This is a genomic window from Xenorhabdus vietnamensis (assembly GCF_002127535.1).
GTDB lineage: Bacteria > Pseudomonadota > Gammaproteobacteria > Enterobacterales > Enterobacteriaceae > Xenorhabdus > Xenorhabdus vietnamensis.
Genome location: NZ_MUBJ01000014.1, coordinates 63,355 through 83,320 on the forward strand (window position 1 = coordinate 63,355; position 19,966 = coordinate 83,320).

Genomic DNA, 19,966 nt, shown 5'->3' on the forward strand with positions numbered 1-19,966 from the left:
GGTAGGTCTGCCTTGTACCTGTTTGAAAGCCTGAATCAGCTGGTTCTGAAATATTTGCCTGAAGATCAAATCGATCTACTTAAACAGGCCTATGTGGTTGCGCGGGATGCCCACGAAGGGCAAACCCGCTCCAGCGGTGAACCATACATTACTCATCCCGTCGCCGTTTCCTGTATTCTGGCCGAAATGCGCCTTGACCATGAAACGCTTATGGCGGCACTTCTGCACGATGTCATTGAAGATACTCCTGCGACATTTCAGGATATAGAACAGTTATTTGGCACGACCGTTGCTGGGTTAGTGGAAGGTGTATCCAAACTGGATAAGCTGAACTTCCGCGACAAAAAGGAAGCACAGGCTGAAAACTTCCGCAAAATGATCATGGCTATGGTGCAGGATATTCGCGTCATTTTGATCAAACTGGCAGACCGTACACATAATATGCGAACTCTTGGCTCCCTGCGTCCCGATAAACGGCGGCGCATTGCCAGAGAAACGCTGGAAATTTATAGTCCGCTGGCCCACCGTTTGGGTATTCATCACCTAAAAACGGAGCTAGAGGAGCTTGGGTTTGAAGCCCTGTATCCAAATCGTTACCGCGTGATTAAAGAAGTTGTGAAAGCCGCCCGTGGTAATCGCAAAGAAATGATCCAAAAAATTCTGTCAGAGATTGAAGGCAGATTAACAGATGCTGGCATTGAATGTACCGTCAGTGGCCGCGAAAAACATCTCTACTCTATCTATCGTAAGATGCGCCTGAAAGAGCAGCGTTTCCATTCCATCATGGATATTTATGCCTTTCGTGTCATCGTCAATAATCTTGATACCTGCTACCGCGTACTGGGGCAAATGCACAGTTTGTACAAGCCACGCCCCGGTAGAGTGAAAGATTATATTGCCATTCCCAAAGCCAACGGTTATCAATCCCTGCACACTTCCCTTATAGGCCCGCATGGAGTGCCCGTTGAAGTTCAGATCCGTACCGAAGATATGGATCAAATGGCAGAAATGGGTGTTGCCGCACACTGGGCCTATAAAGAACAAGGGGAATCCGGTACGACAGCACAGGTTCGTGCTCAACGCTGGATGCAGAGCTTGCTGGAGCTCCAGCAAAGTGCCGGCAGCTCTTTTGAATTTATTGAAAGCGTTAAATCTGATTTGTTCCCGGATGAGATTTACGTTTTTACTCCTGAAGGACGAATTGTTGAGTTACCGGCTGGGGCAACTCCTGTCGATTTTGCCTATGCCGTCCATACGGATATCGGCCACGCCTGTGTTGGCTCACGCGTTGATCGTCTGCCCTATCCTCTCTCGCAAACTCTCAGCAGTGGGCAAACTGTCGAAATTATCACTGCGCCTGGCGCTCGCCCTAACGCGGCATGGCTGAACTTTGTCGTTAGTTCTAAGGCAAGAGCCAAAATTCGCCAGTTACTGAAAAATCTAAAACGGGATGATTCCATTGGTTTGGGGCGTCGCCTGCTCAATCATGCACTGGGTAACGGCACGAAAATAACCGATATACCGCAAATCAATATCAACAAAGAGCTGGCAAGAATGAAACTTGCCACTTTGGATGATTTGTTGGCGGAAATCGGATTGGGCAATGCCATGAGTGTAGTTGTTGCCCGCAATTTATTACTGGGTTCAGCAGAAAAAGCGCCAAACAACAACGGTAGTACGGCCCGTAAACTGCCCATTAAGGGTGCTGATGGCATTCTGATTACCTTTGCCAAGTGCTGTCGCCCAATTCCAGGTGACCCGATTATTTCCCATATCAGCCCGGGAAAAGGTTTGGTGATCCACCACGAGTCCTGTCGCAATATCCGTGGATATCAGAAAGAACCGGAAAAATTCATGCCTGTTGAGTGGGATAAAGATATCAATAGCGATTTTATTGCTGAGATCAAAGTCGATATGTTTAACCATCAGGGAGCGCTGGCAAATCTGACTGCTGCCATTAATGACGCGAACTCCAGCATTCAAAGCATGAATACGGAAGAAAAAGATGGCCGCGTTTATTGTGCTTTCATCAGGCTGACGACCAAAGACCGTATCCAACTGGCAAATATCATGCGTAAGATACGTGTAATGCCTGACGTGGTGCGAGTCAGCCGTAACCGAAACTAAAGGTTATGAACCCTAAACGTTATGCGCGTATCTGCCAGATGATGGCAATGCGTCAACCTGATCTGACGATTTGCTTAGAAGAAGTTCACAAACCCCATAACGTATCCGCTGTTATTCGTACTGCGGATGCCGTTGGTATCCACCAAATCCATGCTATCTGGCCTACCGAGCAATTAAGAACTCAGCTCTCTTCTGCCGCAGGCAGTAACAGCTGGGTTCAGGTGGAAACGCATTCCACAATTGAACAAGCTATTCAGCAATTCAAATCTGATGGTATGCAAATACTGGCAACTCATCTTTCTGATAAGGCCGTCGACTTCCGTCAGATTGATTACACTAAACCTACATGCATCATTATGGGGCAGGAAAAAAAAGGTATCTCAAAACAAGCTATCGCTTTAGCAGATCATGACATCATCATTCCGATGGCAGGTATGGTGCAATCATTGAATGTTTCTGTCGCATCCGCCTTGATCCTGTATGAAGCACAACGACAGCGCCAATTGGCGGGCATGTACCAACGGGAAAAAAGCACTCTGCCGCAAGAGGAGCAGCAAAAACTGCTTTTCGAAGGGGGATATCCCGTGTTGGCCGCCGTTTCTCGTCGCAAAGGCTTGGAACGACCTTCGATAGATGCACAAGGGCAAATCATCGCAAGTGAGTCATGGTAGTCAGCTATGCAAGCAACAACTGTACCATCAACAAGGAAATAAATCACACTGACGGAGAAATCACATGAAAGGCCAACTACTTGATGCCATCCCCTTAACCACTCTGCGTGGTGTTGGAACCAATCAGGTTACTAAACTCGCCAAATTAGGGTTGGTCAATCTACAGGATTTACTTTTGCATTTGCCTCTCCGCTATGAAGATCAAACCCGCCTGTATACCATCAATGAATTACTGCCCGGCATTTACGCCACAGTAACAGGTAAGGTGTTACGCACGAATGTGGCTTTTGGGCGTCGGCGTATTATGACCTGCCAAATCAGTGATGACACTGGCATATTGACCCTGCGTTTCTTCAATTTTACTGCCGCCATGAAAAATAATCTGGCCGAAGGAAAGCACGTTATTGCCTATGGGGAAATCCGTCGCGGCACTCAGGGGCCAGAGATCATTCATCCTGAATATAAAGTCCAGCAATACGCCAACAGTGTTCAACTGCAAGAAACCTTAACGCCTATCTATCCTACAACCGAGGGAGTGCGCCAAACAACGCTGCGAAAGTTAATCGAGCAAGCACTGGAAATATTGGATACCTGTGCCATTAATGAATTACTGCCGGAAGAGTTAAGCCGCAAGATCATCAGCCTGCCCAATGCGCTGCATACATTGCATCGTCCACCGCCGGATATTTCCCTGATCGATTTGGAGAATGGCAGGCATCCAGCCCAGCAAAGGTTGATTCTGGAAGAAATGCTGGCACATCATTTAAGTATGTTAGCGGTCAGAGCCGGAGCCCAGCGCTTTCACGCACAGCCCCTCACGGCAGATAATTCACTGAAACAGCAACTTCTGAGCCAATTGCCATTCTCACCAACAGGTGCACAAGCCCGTGTCGTTGCAGAAATAGAACATGATTTAGAAAAAAATGTCCCCATGATGCGCCTGATACAAGGGGATGTTGGTTCGGGGAAAACATTGGTGGCAGCGCTGGCAGCCGTTCGCGCTATTGTTCACGGCAAGCAGGTGGCATTAATGGCACCAACTGAACTGCTGGCGGAACAACATGCCAATACTTTCCGTCAATGGCTTGAACCGCTCGGCATTCAGGTCGGCTGGTTGGCAGGCAAACAGAAAGGTAAAGCGCGTCAGATACAACAAGAGGCGATAGCAAGCGGCCAAGTGAATATGGTTGTCGGTACTCATGCCATGTTTCAGGAACAGGTAAAATTTGCGGGACTGGCACTGGTTATCATTGATGAACAACATCGATTCGGTGTGCATCAACGTCTCGCATTATGGGAAAAGGGGCGCGAACAAGGCTTCCATCCCCATCAATTGATCATGACAGCAACGCCTATTCCACGCACATTGGCAATGACCGCCTATGCTGATCTGGACACGTCTGTCATTGATGAACTACCACCTGGCCGAACGCCAGTAACAACCGTTGCTATCCCAGATACCCGCCGCAATGACATCATCCAACGAATCAAAAGCGCCTGTCTGGATGAAGGCCGTCAGGCTTATTGGGTATGTACTCTGATCGAAGATTCTGAGGTACTGGAAGCGCAAGCAGCACAGGCAACCAGTGAAGAATTGGCACAGGCATTGCCTGAATTGAAGATTGGCTTAGTGCATGGGCGGATGAAGCCGGCAGAAAAACAGGCCGTCATGGCGGCTTTCAAGCAGGGTGAGCTACAGTTGTTGGTTGCGACTACGGTAATCGAAGTGGGAGTTGATGTGCCCAATGCCAGCCTGATGATTATCGACAACCCCGAGCGACTGGGATTGGCCCAGCTGCACCAGCTTCGTGGACGTGTCGGGCGTGGAGCCATTGCTTCACATTGTGTCCTGCTCTATAAAACCCCTCTGACCAATACAGCCAGAATTCGCCTGCAAGTTTTACGGGACAGTAACGATGGTTTTGTGATTGCCCAGAAAGATTTGGAGATCCGTGGGCCGGGTGAATTACTTGGGACACGCCAAACGGGTAATGCAGAATTCAGGATCGCAGATTTATTACGGGATCAAAGTATGCTGCCTGAAGTTCAGCGGATAGCCCGCTATATCCACCAGCACTATCCTGAACATGCCAAAGCGCTGATTGAACGCTGGTTGCCGGATCGTTCTCAATATAGTCATGCTTAAGTTCCAATAGGGAACAAACAAGCAGCAAAACACAAAAAAATGCCGCTGAGTATTTCAGCGGCATATTTAGCCAAGATATCAGGCAAGCCAAAAGTGAATTAATCTAACCTGCTACAGATGGGAACACTGGTAACAACAGATATAATTTGATGACGGCAGCGTTAACGATATCAAGAAAGAACGCTCCCACCATTGGCACGAGTAAGAATGCCACATGGGATGGCCCAAAACGGTCAGTAATCGCCTGCATATTTGCGATGGCTGTTGGGGTTGCGCCTAAGCCAAAACCACAGTGACCTGCTGACAATACTGCCGCATCGAAATTCTTGCCCATTATTCGATAAGTGACGAAAATAGCATACAAAGCCATAACGACTGCCTGTACGGCAAGAATGATCAGCATTGGCAGCGCAAGGGAAGCCAACTGCCACAGTTTCAGGCTCATCAATGCCATTGCCAAAAACAGCGATAAACTGACGTTACCCAAGACCGAAACCGCTCGGTCAAATACCCGATAAAAACCAAGAAAAGACAGGCCATTACTGAGAATGACACCAACAAACAGTACACATACGAATGTTGGTAATTCAAAGGCCGTACCTTCCAGCTGCTTCTCAATAAAACTTCCCGCCAACAAGCAAATGGAAATCATGGCAATGGTTTCCACCATCACTAATGGCGTGATAAGCCGTCCAGTATAAGGTTTCTCAAATGCAGTCGGGATCTCAGTATCTTCAGCTTTCAACCCGGGTGTTTTGGTATTTCTCACCAAAAAACGGGCAACCGGACCACCAATCAAACCGCCCAAAACCAGGCCGAATGTTGCACATGCCATTGCTACTTCTGTGGCATTTTCAAAACCATAGCGCTCTGTGAATACTTTACCCCAAGCGGCTCCCGTTCCATGTCCACCAGAAAGTGTAATGGAGCCTGCCAACAATCCCACTAATGGATCAAGGCCTAGCATTTTCGCCAATACAATGCCCACGGTGTTTTGTACCAATAACAGACCAACAACCACGAAGATAAAAATGACCAGAAATTTTCCGCCCGCTTTCAGGCTGGTAAGGTTAGCGTTCAAGCCGATTGTGGCAAAGAACGTCAACATCAGGGGCTCTTGGAGGGATAAATCAAAACTTACTTCCCAACCCGTGGATTGTTTAACCGCCAGTAAAATTAAAGCGATCAATAACCCACCTGCGACCGGCTCAGGGATCGTATATTTTTCAAGAAATGAGACTGATTGTACGAGTTTTCTTCCTAGTAGCAAAACAAGTGTGGCAGCAACGAGCGTGCCATAAATATCCAGATGATACATTTATGTACCCCATCCATTTGTTAATATCATGTTAAATTAATGTGACGTTATAATCATCCTATAAAAACGCCAAGAGCAGGTAAGGGTTGGATTAGAAATAAATTTCTTAATAAATACAAGTTAAAACATTTAAAAGTGTGACGAAATTAAGTCGTATTTTGTTATTAAAACCCTGCGCAAACGATTGCTTTAATGGTGCAGATCATTAAAATGCATCTTTTTGTCCATCCGGAATTTCGCAATATGGTCAAGTTATCCCATGAATCCAATTCATCGGAAGTTCCCAATAAATCAGACAATGAACTTATCTATCGTCTGGAAGATAAACCTCCTCTCCCACATGCTCTATTTGCTGCGTGCCAACATTTATTGGCAATGTTTGTGGCTGTTATTACTCCGGCGATTTTGATTTGTCAGGCTTTAGGGCTTCCGGAACAGGATACTCAACGTATTATCAGTATGTCTTTGTTTGCCTCAGGCTTAGCATCACTTATTCAAATTCGCTCTTGGGGACCCATCGGCTCAGGTTTGCTTTCAATTCAGGGCACCAGTTTTAATTTCGTTGCTCCACTTATTATGGGTGGGCTGGCGTTGAAAAACGGAGGCGCAAATATTCCAACTATGATGGCAGCTCTGTTCGGTACGCTGATGCTCGCCTCTATGACGGAAGTGCTGCTCTCACGAGTATTGCATTTGGCAAGACGAGTCATTACACCTCTGGTATCCGGTATCGTGGTAATGATTATTGGCTTGTCGCTAATTCAAGTCGGGTTAACTTCCATTGGTGGCGGTTATTCTGCGATTCAAAACGGCACATTTGGCGCCCCTGAAAATTTGCTGCTAGCGGGAGTTGTTTTTGCTGTTATCGTCTTACTGAATCGCCAAAATAATCCTTACTTACGCGTTGCTTCTCTGGTCATTGCCATGGCGGTGGGTTATCTGGTGGCTTGGTACATGGATATGTTGCCCATTTCAGTACCAAAAGAAAATGCACCAATCATCACAGTTCCTTCCCCTCTCTATTATGGCCTGTCTTTTGACTGGCATCTGCTGATCCCACTCATTCTGATTTTTATGGTGACATCTTTGGAAACGATTGGTGATATTACAGCAACCTCAGATGTTTCCGAGCAACCTGTCAGCGGCCCACTATATATGAAACGTATTAAGGGCGGTGTGCTGGCAAACGGTCTCAACTCTATGGTTTCAGCCGTGTTCAATACATTTCCGAATTCCTGTTTTGGTCAGAACAACGGCGTGATTCAATTAACTGGTGTCGCCAGTCGCTATGTTGGTTACATTATTGCAACCATGCTGATTTTATTGGGGCTTTTTCCTGCTGTGGCTGGTTTCGTACAGCACATTCCTGAACCCGTTCTGGGAGGGGCGACGATTGTGATGTTTGGCACCATCGCCGCATCTGGTGTCAGAATAGTTTCCCGTGAACCCCTGAACCGCCGTGCAATCATGATTATTGCACTGTCTCTGGCAGTGGGGTTGGGCGTCTCCCAGCAACCACTGATTTTACAGTTTGCGCCTGACTGGGTGAAAAACTTACTCTCTTCAGGTATTGCTGCTGGTGGTCTAACCGCTATTCTACTTAATCTGATTTTCCCCCAAGAAAAATAATCTATAGATTTGAATGCACTCAATGATGTTTTTATCTGAATCATCTATTGAGTGCCTATCAGTTTTACGGCATAAAAGAGCCTCTATTAGTAGGCTAATTTGAGGTGAGATAATGAGGTGGTTAGGGAAATCTTTTGTTGCTCTTCTATTATTGCTGGTTTTGGCAATCATAGTTATCTATTTTGCTGTCCAGACGCACTGGGGAGCCAAACAGTTAAGTCGATGGCTCAACAAACAAGGGCATTATCAAGTCAGCATCGAAAGCATCAGCCATAACTGGCGACAACCGGCTACCTTAACATTTGACCATATTAATCTTCGCGACACACAAGGCCCTTTCTCACTCACAGCCAAGACTATTAATCTAGATTTCAAGTGGCAGCATTTATTGTCACTCAAAAACCTCCATCGTCTGACATTGCAACAAGGGGAGCTGACATTATCCGGGAACCAATTCCCTCTGCCCTTACAAGCGGATATCCTGCAACTGAACCAGATGGATATACAGCTAGACTCTCCCAACACCCACATTCAGGGGAAAAATATCACAGGTGGAATTACACCCTGGGCTCCTGCGGTGGATAACGCATTTGGTAACGGAAAATATCAATTCAGTGCTGGTACAGTCCGTTTAAACGACATACCTGTTGAAAATGTCGTTATGCAAGGCAGTTACCAGAATAAAGCTCTGACTATCGACTCTTTTGGTGCAACGTTCCTGCAAGGCTCCATTTCTGGCGATGGACAGCAATTGCCGGATGGCAGTTGGCAATGGAACAATATTCTGGTCAGTAATATTCGCTGGCAAACACCGCTGACACTGGATAAGTTGAAGGAAAAAATCAGCCACCTTCCGGTCATGTATGTCAACGATCTCAATATCACCAATGCCAAACTGCAAGGGCAAAATTGGTCTGTCGATTATCTGGATGGCACTATTAAAAATTTGGGATTAGACAATGGCAGTTGGAATGCCAGAGATGGGTTGATTGATTTCAGTGTGGCAAACATGGCATTGGGTAACGCACAGTTCAACGATACACTTGGAAAATTCCGTTTTTCTGATGATACTTTTACCATTGCTAATCTGACAACTCATTATCAAAAAGGATTGTTCAATATCCAGTCTGAATGGGATCGCAAAAATCGGCTTCTTACCCTCAAAAATAGTTCTGTCACTGGGCTGCTTTATGTTCTGCCATCCACATGGCTCAACTACATCAAAAAACCTGCACCGGAATGGATTTCTGGTCTTAAACTCCATGATATAGCCATCAACAATACGCTGTTGATTGATACCAACCCCGGCTTCCCGTTCCAGCTCACCACCTTTGCCGCTCATATTGGCAGCATGGATATCCTGAAAAATGGCAAATGGGGATTGTGGAATGGTCAGGCATCACTGCAAGCAGCCGGAGGGACATTCAACAAAGTTGAAGTAGCCCGTCCTTATCTTCAACTGCATGCCACAGATGACAAAATCAGCATTGATAAACTGAATAGCTTTACAAGTGAAGGGCTACTGCAAGCTACTGGAGCAGTGGAACAACACACTACCCAAATGCCTTTTAATCTCAGTTTCAAAGGTATGAATGCAGATTTAGAAACCTTGCCACAATGGGGTTGGAGACCGCTCAAAATTCAGGGAGAAGGGAATTTTTCACTTACTATCACTGGGGATCTCTCCGCTGACGATGTGAAAGGAACCATAAACGGTACATTAGTGGCTGAAGATAAATCGTCAGAAAAAGAATCACAATCTATTAAGCAAGGTTTGATCTCAACGAGTCGCTGTATCCCAACAGCCCATTCTTCCGTAAATAATCAGATTCCTGTAGATAACCCTGAAGCCGATCACTCGACAACAGGCCATCACTCTACAGAAAATCAAACAGGGGAAAACCAAACCTGCGTAAAAATCAAGCTGTAGCAAAACGTTCGGGGGGCATGACAAGATAAGTACCGGTGAACACGCTACCTACGCCATGTTCACCGCCAACCTGCACCTCCACCGTTACACGCGCTTTGTTACCACGGGCAAGACGGGCAAGGTCCCCGCTCATGTTATTAAAATCTGCTGTTGCACAGGGACGCCCCGTTATTGGTTGCCGATAACGGATATTGGCATCCACCAAAATGATGTCGCCTCCCAATTGGCGTTCCTGTAGCAACAACCAAATCAATCCCCATGCCGTTAATGTGGCCTGAGAAAATAAGCTGCCCGCGAAAATAGTCTGGTGTGGATTCTGGTTTCCGGCTTCGGGCATCGTCGTAATAAAACGTTGCCCTGTGTATTGAGCGATCCGCAGCCCCATCTTTTCACTTAAAGGAATGTGCTGATGCCATGCCTGCTGTAATTCTGCACACCAATCAGGACGGTGTAAAATATCATCAAGGCTCATAATAGGTTTAATCATTAGAAAATGATTAATCGGTGACGTTCTCGCCCCATTGATCAACCCACGGTTTTCAAAACCCAGCTTGTTGAAGAAATCAACCGCGTCTTCCCGTGCGCTGCAAACAACCCGCTTCACCCCTTCCTGTCTGGCAACAGATTCCAATGCCATCGCAATCAGTGTACCCAATCCTTTTCGCTGCACATTGGGATAGACAGCCAGAAAGCGAATAGCGCCTTCATTGTCCGCATTGACATATAAACGCCCAACAGCAAGCGGTTTACCATGTTCATCCACCACCATTTGATGGTGAGCCATCGAATCGTAACCATCCTTCTCTGATCCGACAGGCTGGTGAAGCGGTTTACGCAACATCTCCCAACGAAATTGGTAATAGGTTTCCAACTCTTGTTCTGTTTGAGGTACTCTCAGATGGTACATAGAAACAGCCCCTTCTCTTGTGTGTGGTCATGTGTCGTCAGGGAAATGCAGCACACTGTGGGTTTGTTTTATTTTTTTAAACTGCAACTTGTTTTAAACAGCAATCTTTATTTGTCGTTGCGGCAGTTCACCCACTTCATACTTGCAACCAAAAAGTCACGGGTCCGTCATTTGTCAAACTGACTTTCATGTCTGCTGCAAATTTCCCCATTTCTGTTTTTACACCACTTTCACGACACTGTTCAACAAAATAGCGATAAAGTTCATCTGCTTTTTGTGGTTCAGCACCACCAGAAAAGCTCGGTCTTAAGCCTTTCTGCGTGTCCGCAGCCAATGTAAATTGGGATACAACCAACAAGCTCCCCTGAGCCTGTTGAACATTCAGGTTCATTTTTCCCTGTTCATCGCTGAATACCCGATACCCCATTACCTTGTCGCATAAACGTTGCGCTTTCTGAGGGGTATCGTCTTTCTCAACCCCCAGTAACACCAGCAACCCTTGTCCAATTTCTCCAATAGTTTCACCTTCAACAACAACTTTTGCCTGTGTTACACGCTGAATTAATGCGATCATTTCTCTTGCCCGTTACCCGTTTAGTTATCCGTGTGGGATAGAAAGTCATAGATAGCAACAAATTATGTGGCAATAACAAAACCGCTCGTCTTGCCTGATATAGAATACAGGCAAGGAATATGTCGGAAAACATCATCTGCAATAAGCTAACGATGTTAATTTTTTGAGGAAAGCGTGAAATCATGTGTCTTAAAATAATCAGGGATCACACGCCTGTCAGTCACATGAATTGCATTGATACCTGATTTTTCCGCTGCTTCAACATTTTCTGCAATATCATCAAAAAATATGGCCTGAGCCGCTGTTATTCCTTCTGCTGCAAGTACATAGTTAAAAATATCAAGGTTCGGTTTGCGCATTCCCAAATCTTGAGATAAATAAAAGAAATCCGTTGATGCTTTAATCTCAGGATAATGCAGTGACCAATACTCGAAGTGCAGACGATTTGTATTTGACAGAACAACCACACGGTGCCCTTGAGCACGCAATTCATTCATTAATTCAATGACTTCCTGCCTGGCATCAATAAATATTGCATTCCAGCCTTCCACAAATTGTTCAAAACTGAGTGAAACCTCCATTTCATCACACATCCTTTCTGCAAATTCAGTATCACTGATTTGCCCACATTCATATTTTTCAAAAGCCTCCCCCAACAAAAATTTTGAGGTCAATGTTGCCAGTGGTGTCCCACTCAGGTTACTCCAAACAGCGAGTACTCTTCTAAAATCAATATCAATAATCACGTTACCTATATCGAAAATATACAGCATACCCCCTCCTGACTAACGCTCATTGTTCAATATTTTTATCATAATTTTATTAAGAAAAAAGATGAAGAGATAAAAAATAAGCAAATTGCTCTTATTATGAAGTGGTGTTGAAGTTCTGATTCACTGTATTAATCAATAATCAGGTCAATAACCAAGAATGGATAACAAAAATTACTGGAAGGGATATAACAAAAAACTCAGGACACCGAAGTGCCCTAAGCTACTCATATTTAATCGGTCACACGCAATACGTAATTCAGAAATTAAACTTCTTTGCTACGGTTTGCACGACGACGATCATTTTCAGTCAAATGGCGTTTACGCAGACGAATTGACTGTGGAGTTACTTCTACCAATTCGTCATCATCAATAAACTCCAGAGCCTGCTCCAGGGTTTTCTTGATATGCGGAGACAACGTTGTCGCTTCATCCGTACCTGACGCACGTACGTTAGTCAGTTTTTTACCGGTCAGGCAGTTAACTGTCAGGTCATTAGAACGTGAGTGAATACCGATGATCTGGCCTTCATACACTTCAGTACCGTGACCGAGGAACAATTTACCGCGCTCCTGCAAACTGTACAACGCATAAGCAACTGCTTTGCCTTGCCCGTTGGAAATCAGTACCCCGTTCTGACGACGGCCAATCTCACCCGGACGGATATCATCATAGTGGCTGAATGTTGCATACAGCAGACCAGTACCGGAAGTCATGGTCATAAACTCAGTACGGAAACCAATCAGACCACGGCTTGGAATAACGTAATCAAGACGAACGCGGCCTTTGCCATCTGGCAGCATGTCACGCATTTCACCCTTACGCTCACCCAGAGCCTGCATCACATCACCCTGATGCTGCTCTTCGATATCCAGAGTTACCTGCTCGAATGGCTCCTGTTTACGGCCATCAATTTCACGGAAAATAACTTTTGGACGAGAAACCGCCAGCTCGAAACCTTCACGACGCATGTTCTCAATCAGAACAGACAGGTGCAGCTCACCACGACCAGATACGCGGAATGCGTCTGGATCTTCAGTTTCTTCAACACGCAGTGCAACGTTATGAACCAGTTCTTTTCTCAGACGGTCGAGGATCTGGCGAGAAGTAACATACTTACCTTCGCGGCCACAGAATGGAGACGTATTTACACAGAAGTACATGCTTACGGTAGGCTCATCAACCGCCAGTGCTGGCAGCGCTTCAACCGCATTGACATCACACAGAGTATCGGAGATGTTCAGATCGCCCAGACCGGTAATTGCGATGATATCGCCCGCTTCCACCTTATCAGACTCGATACGATCCAGCCCCAGATGGCTGAAGACTTTACCGACTTTGCCATTGCGAGACTTGCCTTCGCTATCAATCAGAGTGATGTTCTGGTTTGGTTTTATCGTACCACGCTTGATACGGCCAATCCCGATAACCCCTACATAGTTATTGTAGTCCAGCTGTGAAATCTGCATCTGGAATGGGCCATCAAGGTCAACCTTAGGTGGCTCAACATGATCAATGATAGCCTGATACAACGGAGTCATATCTTCAGCCATCTCAGTATGATCGTTACCCGCAATTCCCATCAATGCAGAAGCATAAACGATTGGGAAATCGAGCTGCTCATCTGTTGCGCCCAGGTTTACGAACAGGTCGAATACCTGATCCACAACCCAGTCAGGACGCGCGCCAGGACGGTCAACTTTATTGATAACAACGATAGGTTTCAGACCGTGGGCAAAAGCTTTCTGAGTCACGAAGCGAGTCTGTGGCATTGGGCCATCCATCGCATCAACCAGCAGCAACACACTGTCTACCATTGACATTACACGTTCAACTTCACCACCAAAGTCGGCGTGACCTGGGGTATCCACGATATTGATGCGGTAATCATTCCACTTAATGGCAGTGTTTTTCGCAAGAATGGTGATACCACGTTCTTTTTCCAGATCGTTGGAATCCATCACGCGCTCGGCAGTTGCAGCACGCTCACCAAAAGTTCCGGACTGTTGCAGGAGTTTATCAACCAGCGTGGTTTTGCCGTGGTCGACGTGGGCGATGATGGCGATATTTCTTAAGTTATTAATTGACAAGTATTTTTACCGTTTTAGCTATTTGAGAAAATATTACATGGATGCCGCCTGGCAGAAAGCCGCTGCATTCATCTAACACAAATATGCTGCTATTTTACACGTTATAGCTAGAGAGTGAAATAAATGTGAGATGTATCACCTTGAAAGTTTGTTTTTGGGGGGATGGATATGGTGAGTAAACAAATCGTACTTTTATAAAACCGTGAGTTCTATACCTAAAAAACATTCAATACCTCGAATACACGATCTAAAAATTGACCTTTTGCAAATAAAATGCAAAAGGTCAATAAAATCATTCTACAAAGATAATATTAATATCAAAGATTTTATTAAAATAAAACTGTACGTTAATATCACTAGCAATGGGGCGTTCCCCAAGATGGAACAGTATCAATTTTCCCTTTCCAAGTCTGACTTTTTATATGTTGACCATCTATATTAACTATATAATAAAAATAAATCTGTGCAGGATGATATTCATCAAATGTATCACTACCCGCAAGATACGTTTGAGGTATACCTATTATTACATTGTTTGTTACCCCATCACTACCGGCTATATCAGGCATAGCTATAGAGACGATAGATTTATCTAACTTTTTCTGTTTAGCTCTAATATGCAACCACAACGTAACATTAACATTATTCCCTAAAGGTACTTTAGTCTGATCATGAGGATCATTGGTTCCAGTAATTTTTACAAATAATCCATCTTGGCCTGGGTTTTTATTATAACCAGATATAACCTTACAATTTACAACCTTACCTTCAGTAATAAGATCATTTTCACCTGTACCAAAACTAGCATAAACCTTACATTTTTCATAAACATTATCTGCAGGAAGTTCATCTTTTACATATGTGAAAACCGTTGGCATTGACATGTATCTTTCTGCTGACTCTTTAATAACCACATAAGAAAACTCAATTTCATTATTATCTGATAAAACAGAATAAGACACTAATATATTATTTAATTGCGTGGATGGATCTGTCAAATAAACAGGTGGGTCAACCATAAATTTATTAACAAGGAAAAATATCGAATCACCAACTGAAATATCATTGTACGTCGGAATATTAACAGAGAAGTGTTTTGAGCCTATACTTTTATGTAAAACACCACCAACTTCACCATTAATGACGGGAGGATTCAAAGTATGTCCAGGGTTCACTGGCCCCACATCAATAACATACAAAATTCTTTCAGCTTCAACCGTGCCTTCAACACCCATTATTGCAGAGAATAGATTAAGTACCACAGTCTTATCTTGTTTCGCAAAAATATAAAATGCTAAATTACCACTAGAGTCTGTATTTATGGTCAATCCCCTGTAATCTCCGATATCCCTAACTTCTAATTTGCTGTTTTTATCGGCAGTATAGAAATCCACTCTATCAAATACCCCATCAATATCGAGTATATTAATAGGAGTACCAGATAGTTTATCTTTTCCATCCTGAGCAGTAACGGTAGCATGAACTGACACAAAAAATCTGCCACTAGGAGGAATATTAGGATGCTGAGGAACTTTTAAATGATCAGCTCCAATCTTCAATTGAAGTGAAGACATATTGACGATTCGTGCAGTATACTCAATTTTAGTCTCAGGAAAACCCGCTGCATTTGAGTTTGGTTCAATATAAAAAGAAACTGAATCTTTATCAGGAAGATCATCAAAAACACTTAATTCAACAGTGAAAATTCCTTTTTTACCATTATCATAGAGTTTAATTTGGGGAATATCGTCCTCAGGTTCAGCATTATTAAATCTTGTTAAATTAATACTAGTGTCATTTGAAATAGGATCATCAGAAGTTAGAATAATATCAAGATATAAAGTTTGCCCTATTACTATATCAGATCCTGATATGACAGAAGTAGTGATATGCTTACTCATATTATCTCCATGAAATCAATATTAAATAATTATATTTTCACGTTAGTTCCCTGAAGTTTCAATCTTACTACTCCAGAAATCACTGTATATTCTATTTCCTTCATTATAAAAATAATATTCGAAATAAATCATTGCTTGACCGTTATTAGAATCATGTGAAAATCCAACAAGCTGTTCATATTCTATATAAACAACAGTAGTAGAAGTATTACCGCCACTATGGTCAGGAACATCTTTAATAACACGAGAAATATCTTTCCTATGTTTAACATCTTTCTCATGCACACGTTCATTTTTGTAAAAACCACCATTAAGATACATAGTGAAGTGAACCGTATCGCCAAATTTTGGTTTATATTTATCTTGTGTATCTTTTGTTCCTGTTATCTTTACAAATAAACCATAACCGCCATTATTATGATTATGAGAATACTCCTTACGACCATTTTTTATATCAAAGCTATTAATGTAATATGTTTCATCAATAATATCATCATCATTATTTAACGGAGGATGGCTCTTAGGATTAGCCCAACTTGAATATACTATAGGCTTCTCATAAACGCGTGAAATTTTATCCGATGGTATATTATCCCCACTACCAATGTATGTGATAGGTAATACCTTTGAATATTCATTATTACCTGACCTTGGTGCTATTACATAATAAAGTTTAGATTCTTTATTTTCAGTAAACATATCATAATACAATTTAAAACTATAATTAGGAGGATTTGAGTGGCCTATCGTACTAATTGGCAATACTATCTTGTCATCAATAAAAAATATCAAACTATCGCTATCATATGCATTATGATAAGGTTCAATTTTCACATCAAACGTATAATCTGATCCATACGCTTTTAGTTGACCATCACTAAAATTACTTATAGTTGGAACCGGAAGATACTCGCGAGGATCTTTAGGTCTAGGGCTAAGCATATATACAGTAGGAGCTAAGAAATATTCGTCACCCCCTGGTATTTCACTTCCTAACTGAAGTACAACTGGTTTATCCTTCATAGGATAAACTCGAAAACTTATTTTTCCACTGTTATTACTAACAATAGGAACTACAACTTGATCATATTCATCAATAGGAATAATCTGTACAGGAGAATGAAGCCCATCATCCGGATCAGTGGTTATTATAACATCTTCATTTAGGTCATCTTTAATTGATGCGGAAATCTGAATAGGTGTGTTTTTCATCCCTTTACCATTATTATTATTCAAATTCGCAGAATAACGGATGAAATTATTATTTCCAACACCAATATTAGTATTTCCTTGTGGTAATATACAGTAATACTTATCTACTGATAACTGCAATGAATCTAAATCAATCAAATTTGCTGTATAATTAATTTCCTTTGAATAAATATTAGGTATACTTAATTTATATGATACTTGATCCCCTGGTTTTAGAGAATCTTTATCATCAATAGTTAAATAAGCTATTGCTTGCATAGCATTTTGTTTTGACGGGAGTGGAACAGCTTTAGTAATACTATCAACTGCCAAACCTGTTTTAACATCTAAATTAACATCTAATTCTGAAGGTAATTTCCCATTAAGTATAATGGTAATATAAAGATAAAAACTTTGCCCAATTACCACATCAGAATCTTTAGGCACAGATAGAGTTACAGATGATAGATCTGAATTATATAATTTATCTTCTTTATTAATCATAATAAACCTCATTTAGTTTTTAATATTATTTAGCTTCCAAGTTGTATGTTTTATATTCACATTAGCTAGTTTCAGATACATAGTTATTTATACTCCTAAAATTCGTTCCATTGCTGCTGCAATACGTCTTGATATTTATTGAATTTAATGTAATTTATAAATCTTTAAAAAATTAAAAATATAATCTAAAACACCATTTTTCTATAGGAAAAATGATATATTCCAGAGCATCATATTTCTATATTAATCATCTTTCAAGTTGCCTATTTGTTGGCTACATTCATCCCAGCCACATAGTTATCTATATGACTGGGGATTCATTTTACTTATCGCATCAATTCAATTTTAAATCTATTAGATATATATTAAATTAAGTCTAATAATAAATGACGTAATAAAATATAAAAAATTAACTATCATCATCTACCCCAGGAAGTGATGTGTCAGTCATTCCTCGCCAGTAATGACTATAAGTTGGTGTATTTGTTTTATCCATCGTATAATATTCAAAATAAACCCATGCAGGCGAGCCTTCACTATAAGAACTGATTCCAGAATATTTTGGATGAATGATCGGGATCACGGTAGAACATAAAGTTGTATTACCAGCTGGAACAGAGTCTAGAGTTGATAAAAGTGTTGTTTTTGGTAATTGTCTGAAAAAGTTTCTATTTCCCGATCTAACATACATATTTATATATACATCATCTCCAACTTGGGGATGTTTTTTTATTATATCAGTTGTATCATTGGTTGCGGTTATTTTTAAAAATGCATCGTAACCACCATTATTGATATAATTTGAAAGCTCCGCCCTGCTTGTATAAGCTTGTTCCCAAAGTAGAGCATTTTTTTCTTCTGGCTTGCTAAGTGTGCGATCATTTTTATAATCTGCAAAACTAGAGTAAACTTCAACTTTATTATAAGTTCGTGTAACTCCATCTGATGGAACAAGATCTGAACCACCTCCTAAATATTTAAGTTGCATTCCAACTGAATAACGAGCGTTCCCATTTCTAGCAACCACATAAAAAAACTCTGTCCACTGATTATGTGGAAGCACATTATAAGGAATAGGAAAAGAATAATTAGCATTATGGGTACTTTGCATATCATAGATTGGTAATACTAATTTACTAATATCAGGAACCCCATCATCACTTTCTTTTGTAAAAAATAATATATGATCACTAGGAGTAGGGCTATCATAAGGTTCAATCATAACTTCAAACGTTGGTTCGTCTGGCCCACCGTTTAATAAACCTCCGTCAGCAGAGGGGATCATTACTGACTCTAGCACATGTCTGGAATCTTGCGGTCTAGGAGTGATAATATATACATTTTCTGATGTATAAGCATGACTTTCTTGGCCCAAAATAATATTTTCTAAAACAAGAATTATAGGTTTCTCAGTAGTCGTACCTCCAGCTATCTTATTATTTGAATATACACGGAAACTCACCTTTCCGTGATCATCACTTATAAGACTAATAAATGTTCTATCATCGGCAACGATATTTGTAGGCGTATAAGTTTTTATCGTTGCAGATTTATCCGCCGGATTTGGATCAGTCGTAACAATAATATTTGTATTAATACTATCTTTAGGTGTAGAAGAAAGATAAACCAGAGCATTTTTCAGTGGTTTTTTTTCTAAAGGATTTCCAGTATCTTCTAATAACTGCGTAGTGTAACGAATATAATTATCACCAATATCGCTTGGTTTTGGTTCAGAGAATGTTTTAGGGATAACAATGACCTGTTTATCAGGAATTAACTGTAAAGTATAAAACTGTATTTTTTTTATATTGTAAATAATATCCATATTGAAATCAGTGCCTAAACTTATATTAAGAGATACTTTATCTCCTGTTATTTTACTCTCATCGTTGCTTATCTTTAAATAATATTGTCCTCTAATCGCTTTTTCAGCACCAGTTGTTGTAAGACTAGCATAAATTATATCTATTGTTAGACCAGTTCCTTTTGGAGTAACGGTAAGGTTTTTTCCTAGTGGCAATTTGCCTACTGTTTCCGTTAAAATCACATCAAAATAAAATTCTTGGCCATAGACCAAGTTAGTATTGTTAGGTACTGATAATGTCGGATTAATGGTGGAGGGAGCCCCACCACCTCCTAAAGTTTGCCTTTCTACTGACATAGTATACCTCACAGAATTATAATGTAACTTTTGTTATCTATATGATT

At 41.9% G+C, this 19,966-nt stretch carries 13 protein-coding genes; 5 read left to right on the forward strand and 8 right to left on the reverse strand.

Translation table 11 applies throughout. The features are described 5' to 3' along the window. The first annotated feature begins 12 nt into the window (after positions 1-12). The 3 genes from spoT to recG all read left to right on the forward strand — a co-directional run bounded on the left by spoT (position 13) and on the right by recG (position 4,944). On the forward strand, positions 13-2,127 hold the full coding sequence (gene spoT, locus Xvie_RS13075; protein WP_086109751.1) for a bifunctional GTP diphosphokinase/guanosine-3',5'-bis pyrophosphate 3'-pyrophosphohydrolase: 2,115 nt from the start codon (positions 13-15) through the stop codon (positions 2,125-2,127). Between the two features lie 5 nt (positions 2,128-2,132). Next, on the forward strand, positions 2,133-2,798 hold the full coding sequence (gene trmH, locus Xvie_RS13080) for a tRNA (guanosine(18)-2'-O)-methyltransferase TrmH (protein WP_086109752.1): 666 nt from the start codon (positions 2,133-2,135) through the stop codon (positions 2,796-2,798). Between the two features lie 64 nt (positions 2,799-2,862). Next, positions 2,863-4,944 (forward strand): ATP-dependent DNA helicase RecG, encoded by a 2,082-nt coding sequence (gene recG / locus Xvie_RS13085; protein ID WP_086109753.1) that lies wholly within the window; start codon positions 2,863-2,865, stop codon positions 4,942-4,944. A 103-nt stretch (positions 4,945-5,047) separates the two neighbouring features. Here recG and gltS read toward each other — a convergent pair whose 3' ends face one another. Further along, positions 5,048-6,262 (reverse strand): sodium/glutamate symporter, encoded by a 1,215-nt coding sequence (gene gltS, locus Xvie_RS13090; RefSeq protein ID WP_086109754.1) that lies wholly within the window; start codon positions 6,260-6,262, stop codon positions 5,048-5,050. Between the two features lie 243 nt (positions 6,263-6,505). Here gltS and Xvie_RS13095 point away from each other — a divergent pair, with 243 nt between their 5' ends. Then, positions 6,506-7,891 carry a nucleobase:cation symporter-2 family protein gene (locus tag Xvie_RS13095; protein WP_086109791.1) on the forward strand — a complete coding sequence of 462 codons (1,386 nt, stop codon included), beginning with the start codon at positions 6,506-6,508 and terminating at the stop codon, positions 7,889-7,891. Positions 7,892-8,003: 112 nt separating this feature from the next. Further along, the gene (locus Xvie_RS13100) at positions 8,004-9,821 is read left to right on the forward strand and encodes an AsmA family protein (protein ID WP_086109755.1); all 1,818 of its coding nucleotides are present in this window, start codon (positions 8,004-8,006) and stop codon (positions 9,819-9,821) included. Here Xvie_RS13100 and fabY read toward each other — a convergent pair. The 7 genes from fabY to Xvie_RS13135 all read right to left on the reverse strand — a co-directional run bounded on the left by fabY (position 9,811) and on the right by Xvie_RS13135 (position 19,919). After that, positions 9,811-10,728 (reverse strand): fatty acid biosynthesis protein FabY, encoded by a 918-nt coding sequence (gene fabY, locus Xvie_RS13105; protein ID WP_086109756.1) that lies wholly within the window; start codon positions 10,726-10,728, stop codon positions 9,811-9,813. The genes Xvie_RS13100 and fabY overlap by 11 nt on opposite strands. Positions 10,729-10,864: 136 nt before the next feature. Beyond that, positions 10,865-11,302 carry a D-aminoacyl-tRNA deacylase gene (gene dtd / locus Xvie_RS13110; protein WP_086109757.1) on the reverse strand — a complete coding sequence of 146 codons (438 nt, stop codon included), beginning with the start codon at positions 11,300-11,302 and terminating at the stop codon, positions 10,865-10,867. Between the two features lie 155 nt (positions 11,303-11,457). Beyond that, positions 11,458-12,075 carry a glucose-1-phosphatase gene (yihX, locus tag Xvie_RS13115; protein ID WP_086109758.1) on the reverse strand — a complete coding sequence of 206 codons (618 nt, stop codon included), beginning with the start codon at positions 12,073-12,075 and terminating at the stop codon, positions 11,458-11,460. A gap of 263 nt (positions 12,076-12,338) precedes the next feature. Then, complete coding sequence (typA, locus tag Xvie_RS13120; protein WP_086109759.1) at positions 12,339-14,162, reverse strand: ribosome-dependent GTPase TypA; 1,824 nt, start codon at positions 14,160-14,162, stop codon at positions 12,339-12,341. 356 nt (positions 14,163-14,518) lie between these two features. Beyond that, on the reverse strand, positions 14,519-16,063 hold the full coding sequence (locus tag Xvie_RS13125) for a hypothetical protein (RefSeq protein WP_086109760.1): 1,545 nt from the start codon (positions 16,061-16,063) through the stop codon (positions 14,519-14,521). 42 nt (positions 16,064-16,105) lie between these two features. Then, positions 16,106-17,758 (reverse strand): hypothetical protein, encoded by a 1,653-nt coding sequence (locus Xvie_RS13130; protein WP_086109761.1) that lies wholly within the window; start codon positions 17,756-17,758, stop codon positions 16,106-16,108. 409 nt (positions 17,759-18,167) lie between these two features. Continuing rightward, positions 18,168-19,919: a hypothetical protein gene (locus Xvie_RS13135; protein ID WP_086109762.1), complete on the reverse strand. Its 1,752-nt coding sequence runs from the start codon at positions 19,917-19,919 to the stop codon at positions 18,168-18,170. Positions 19,920-19,966 lie beyond the last annotated feature (47 nt).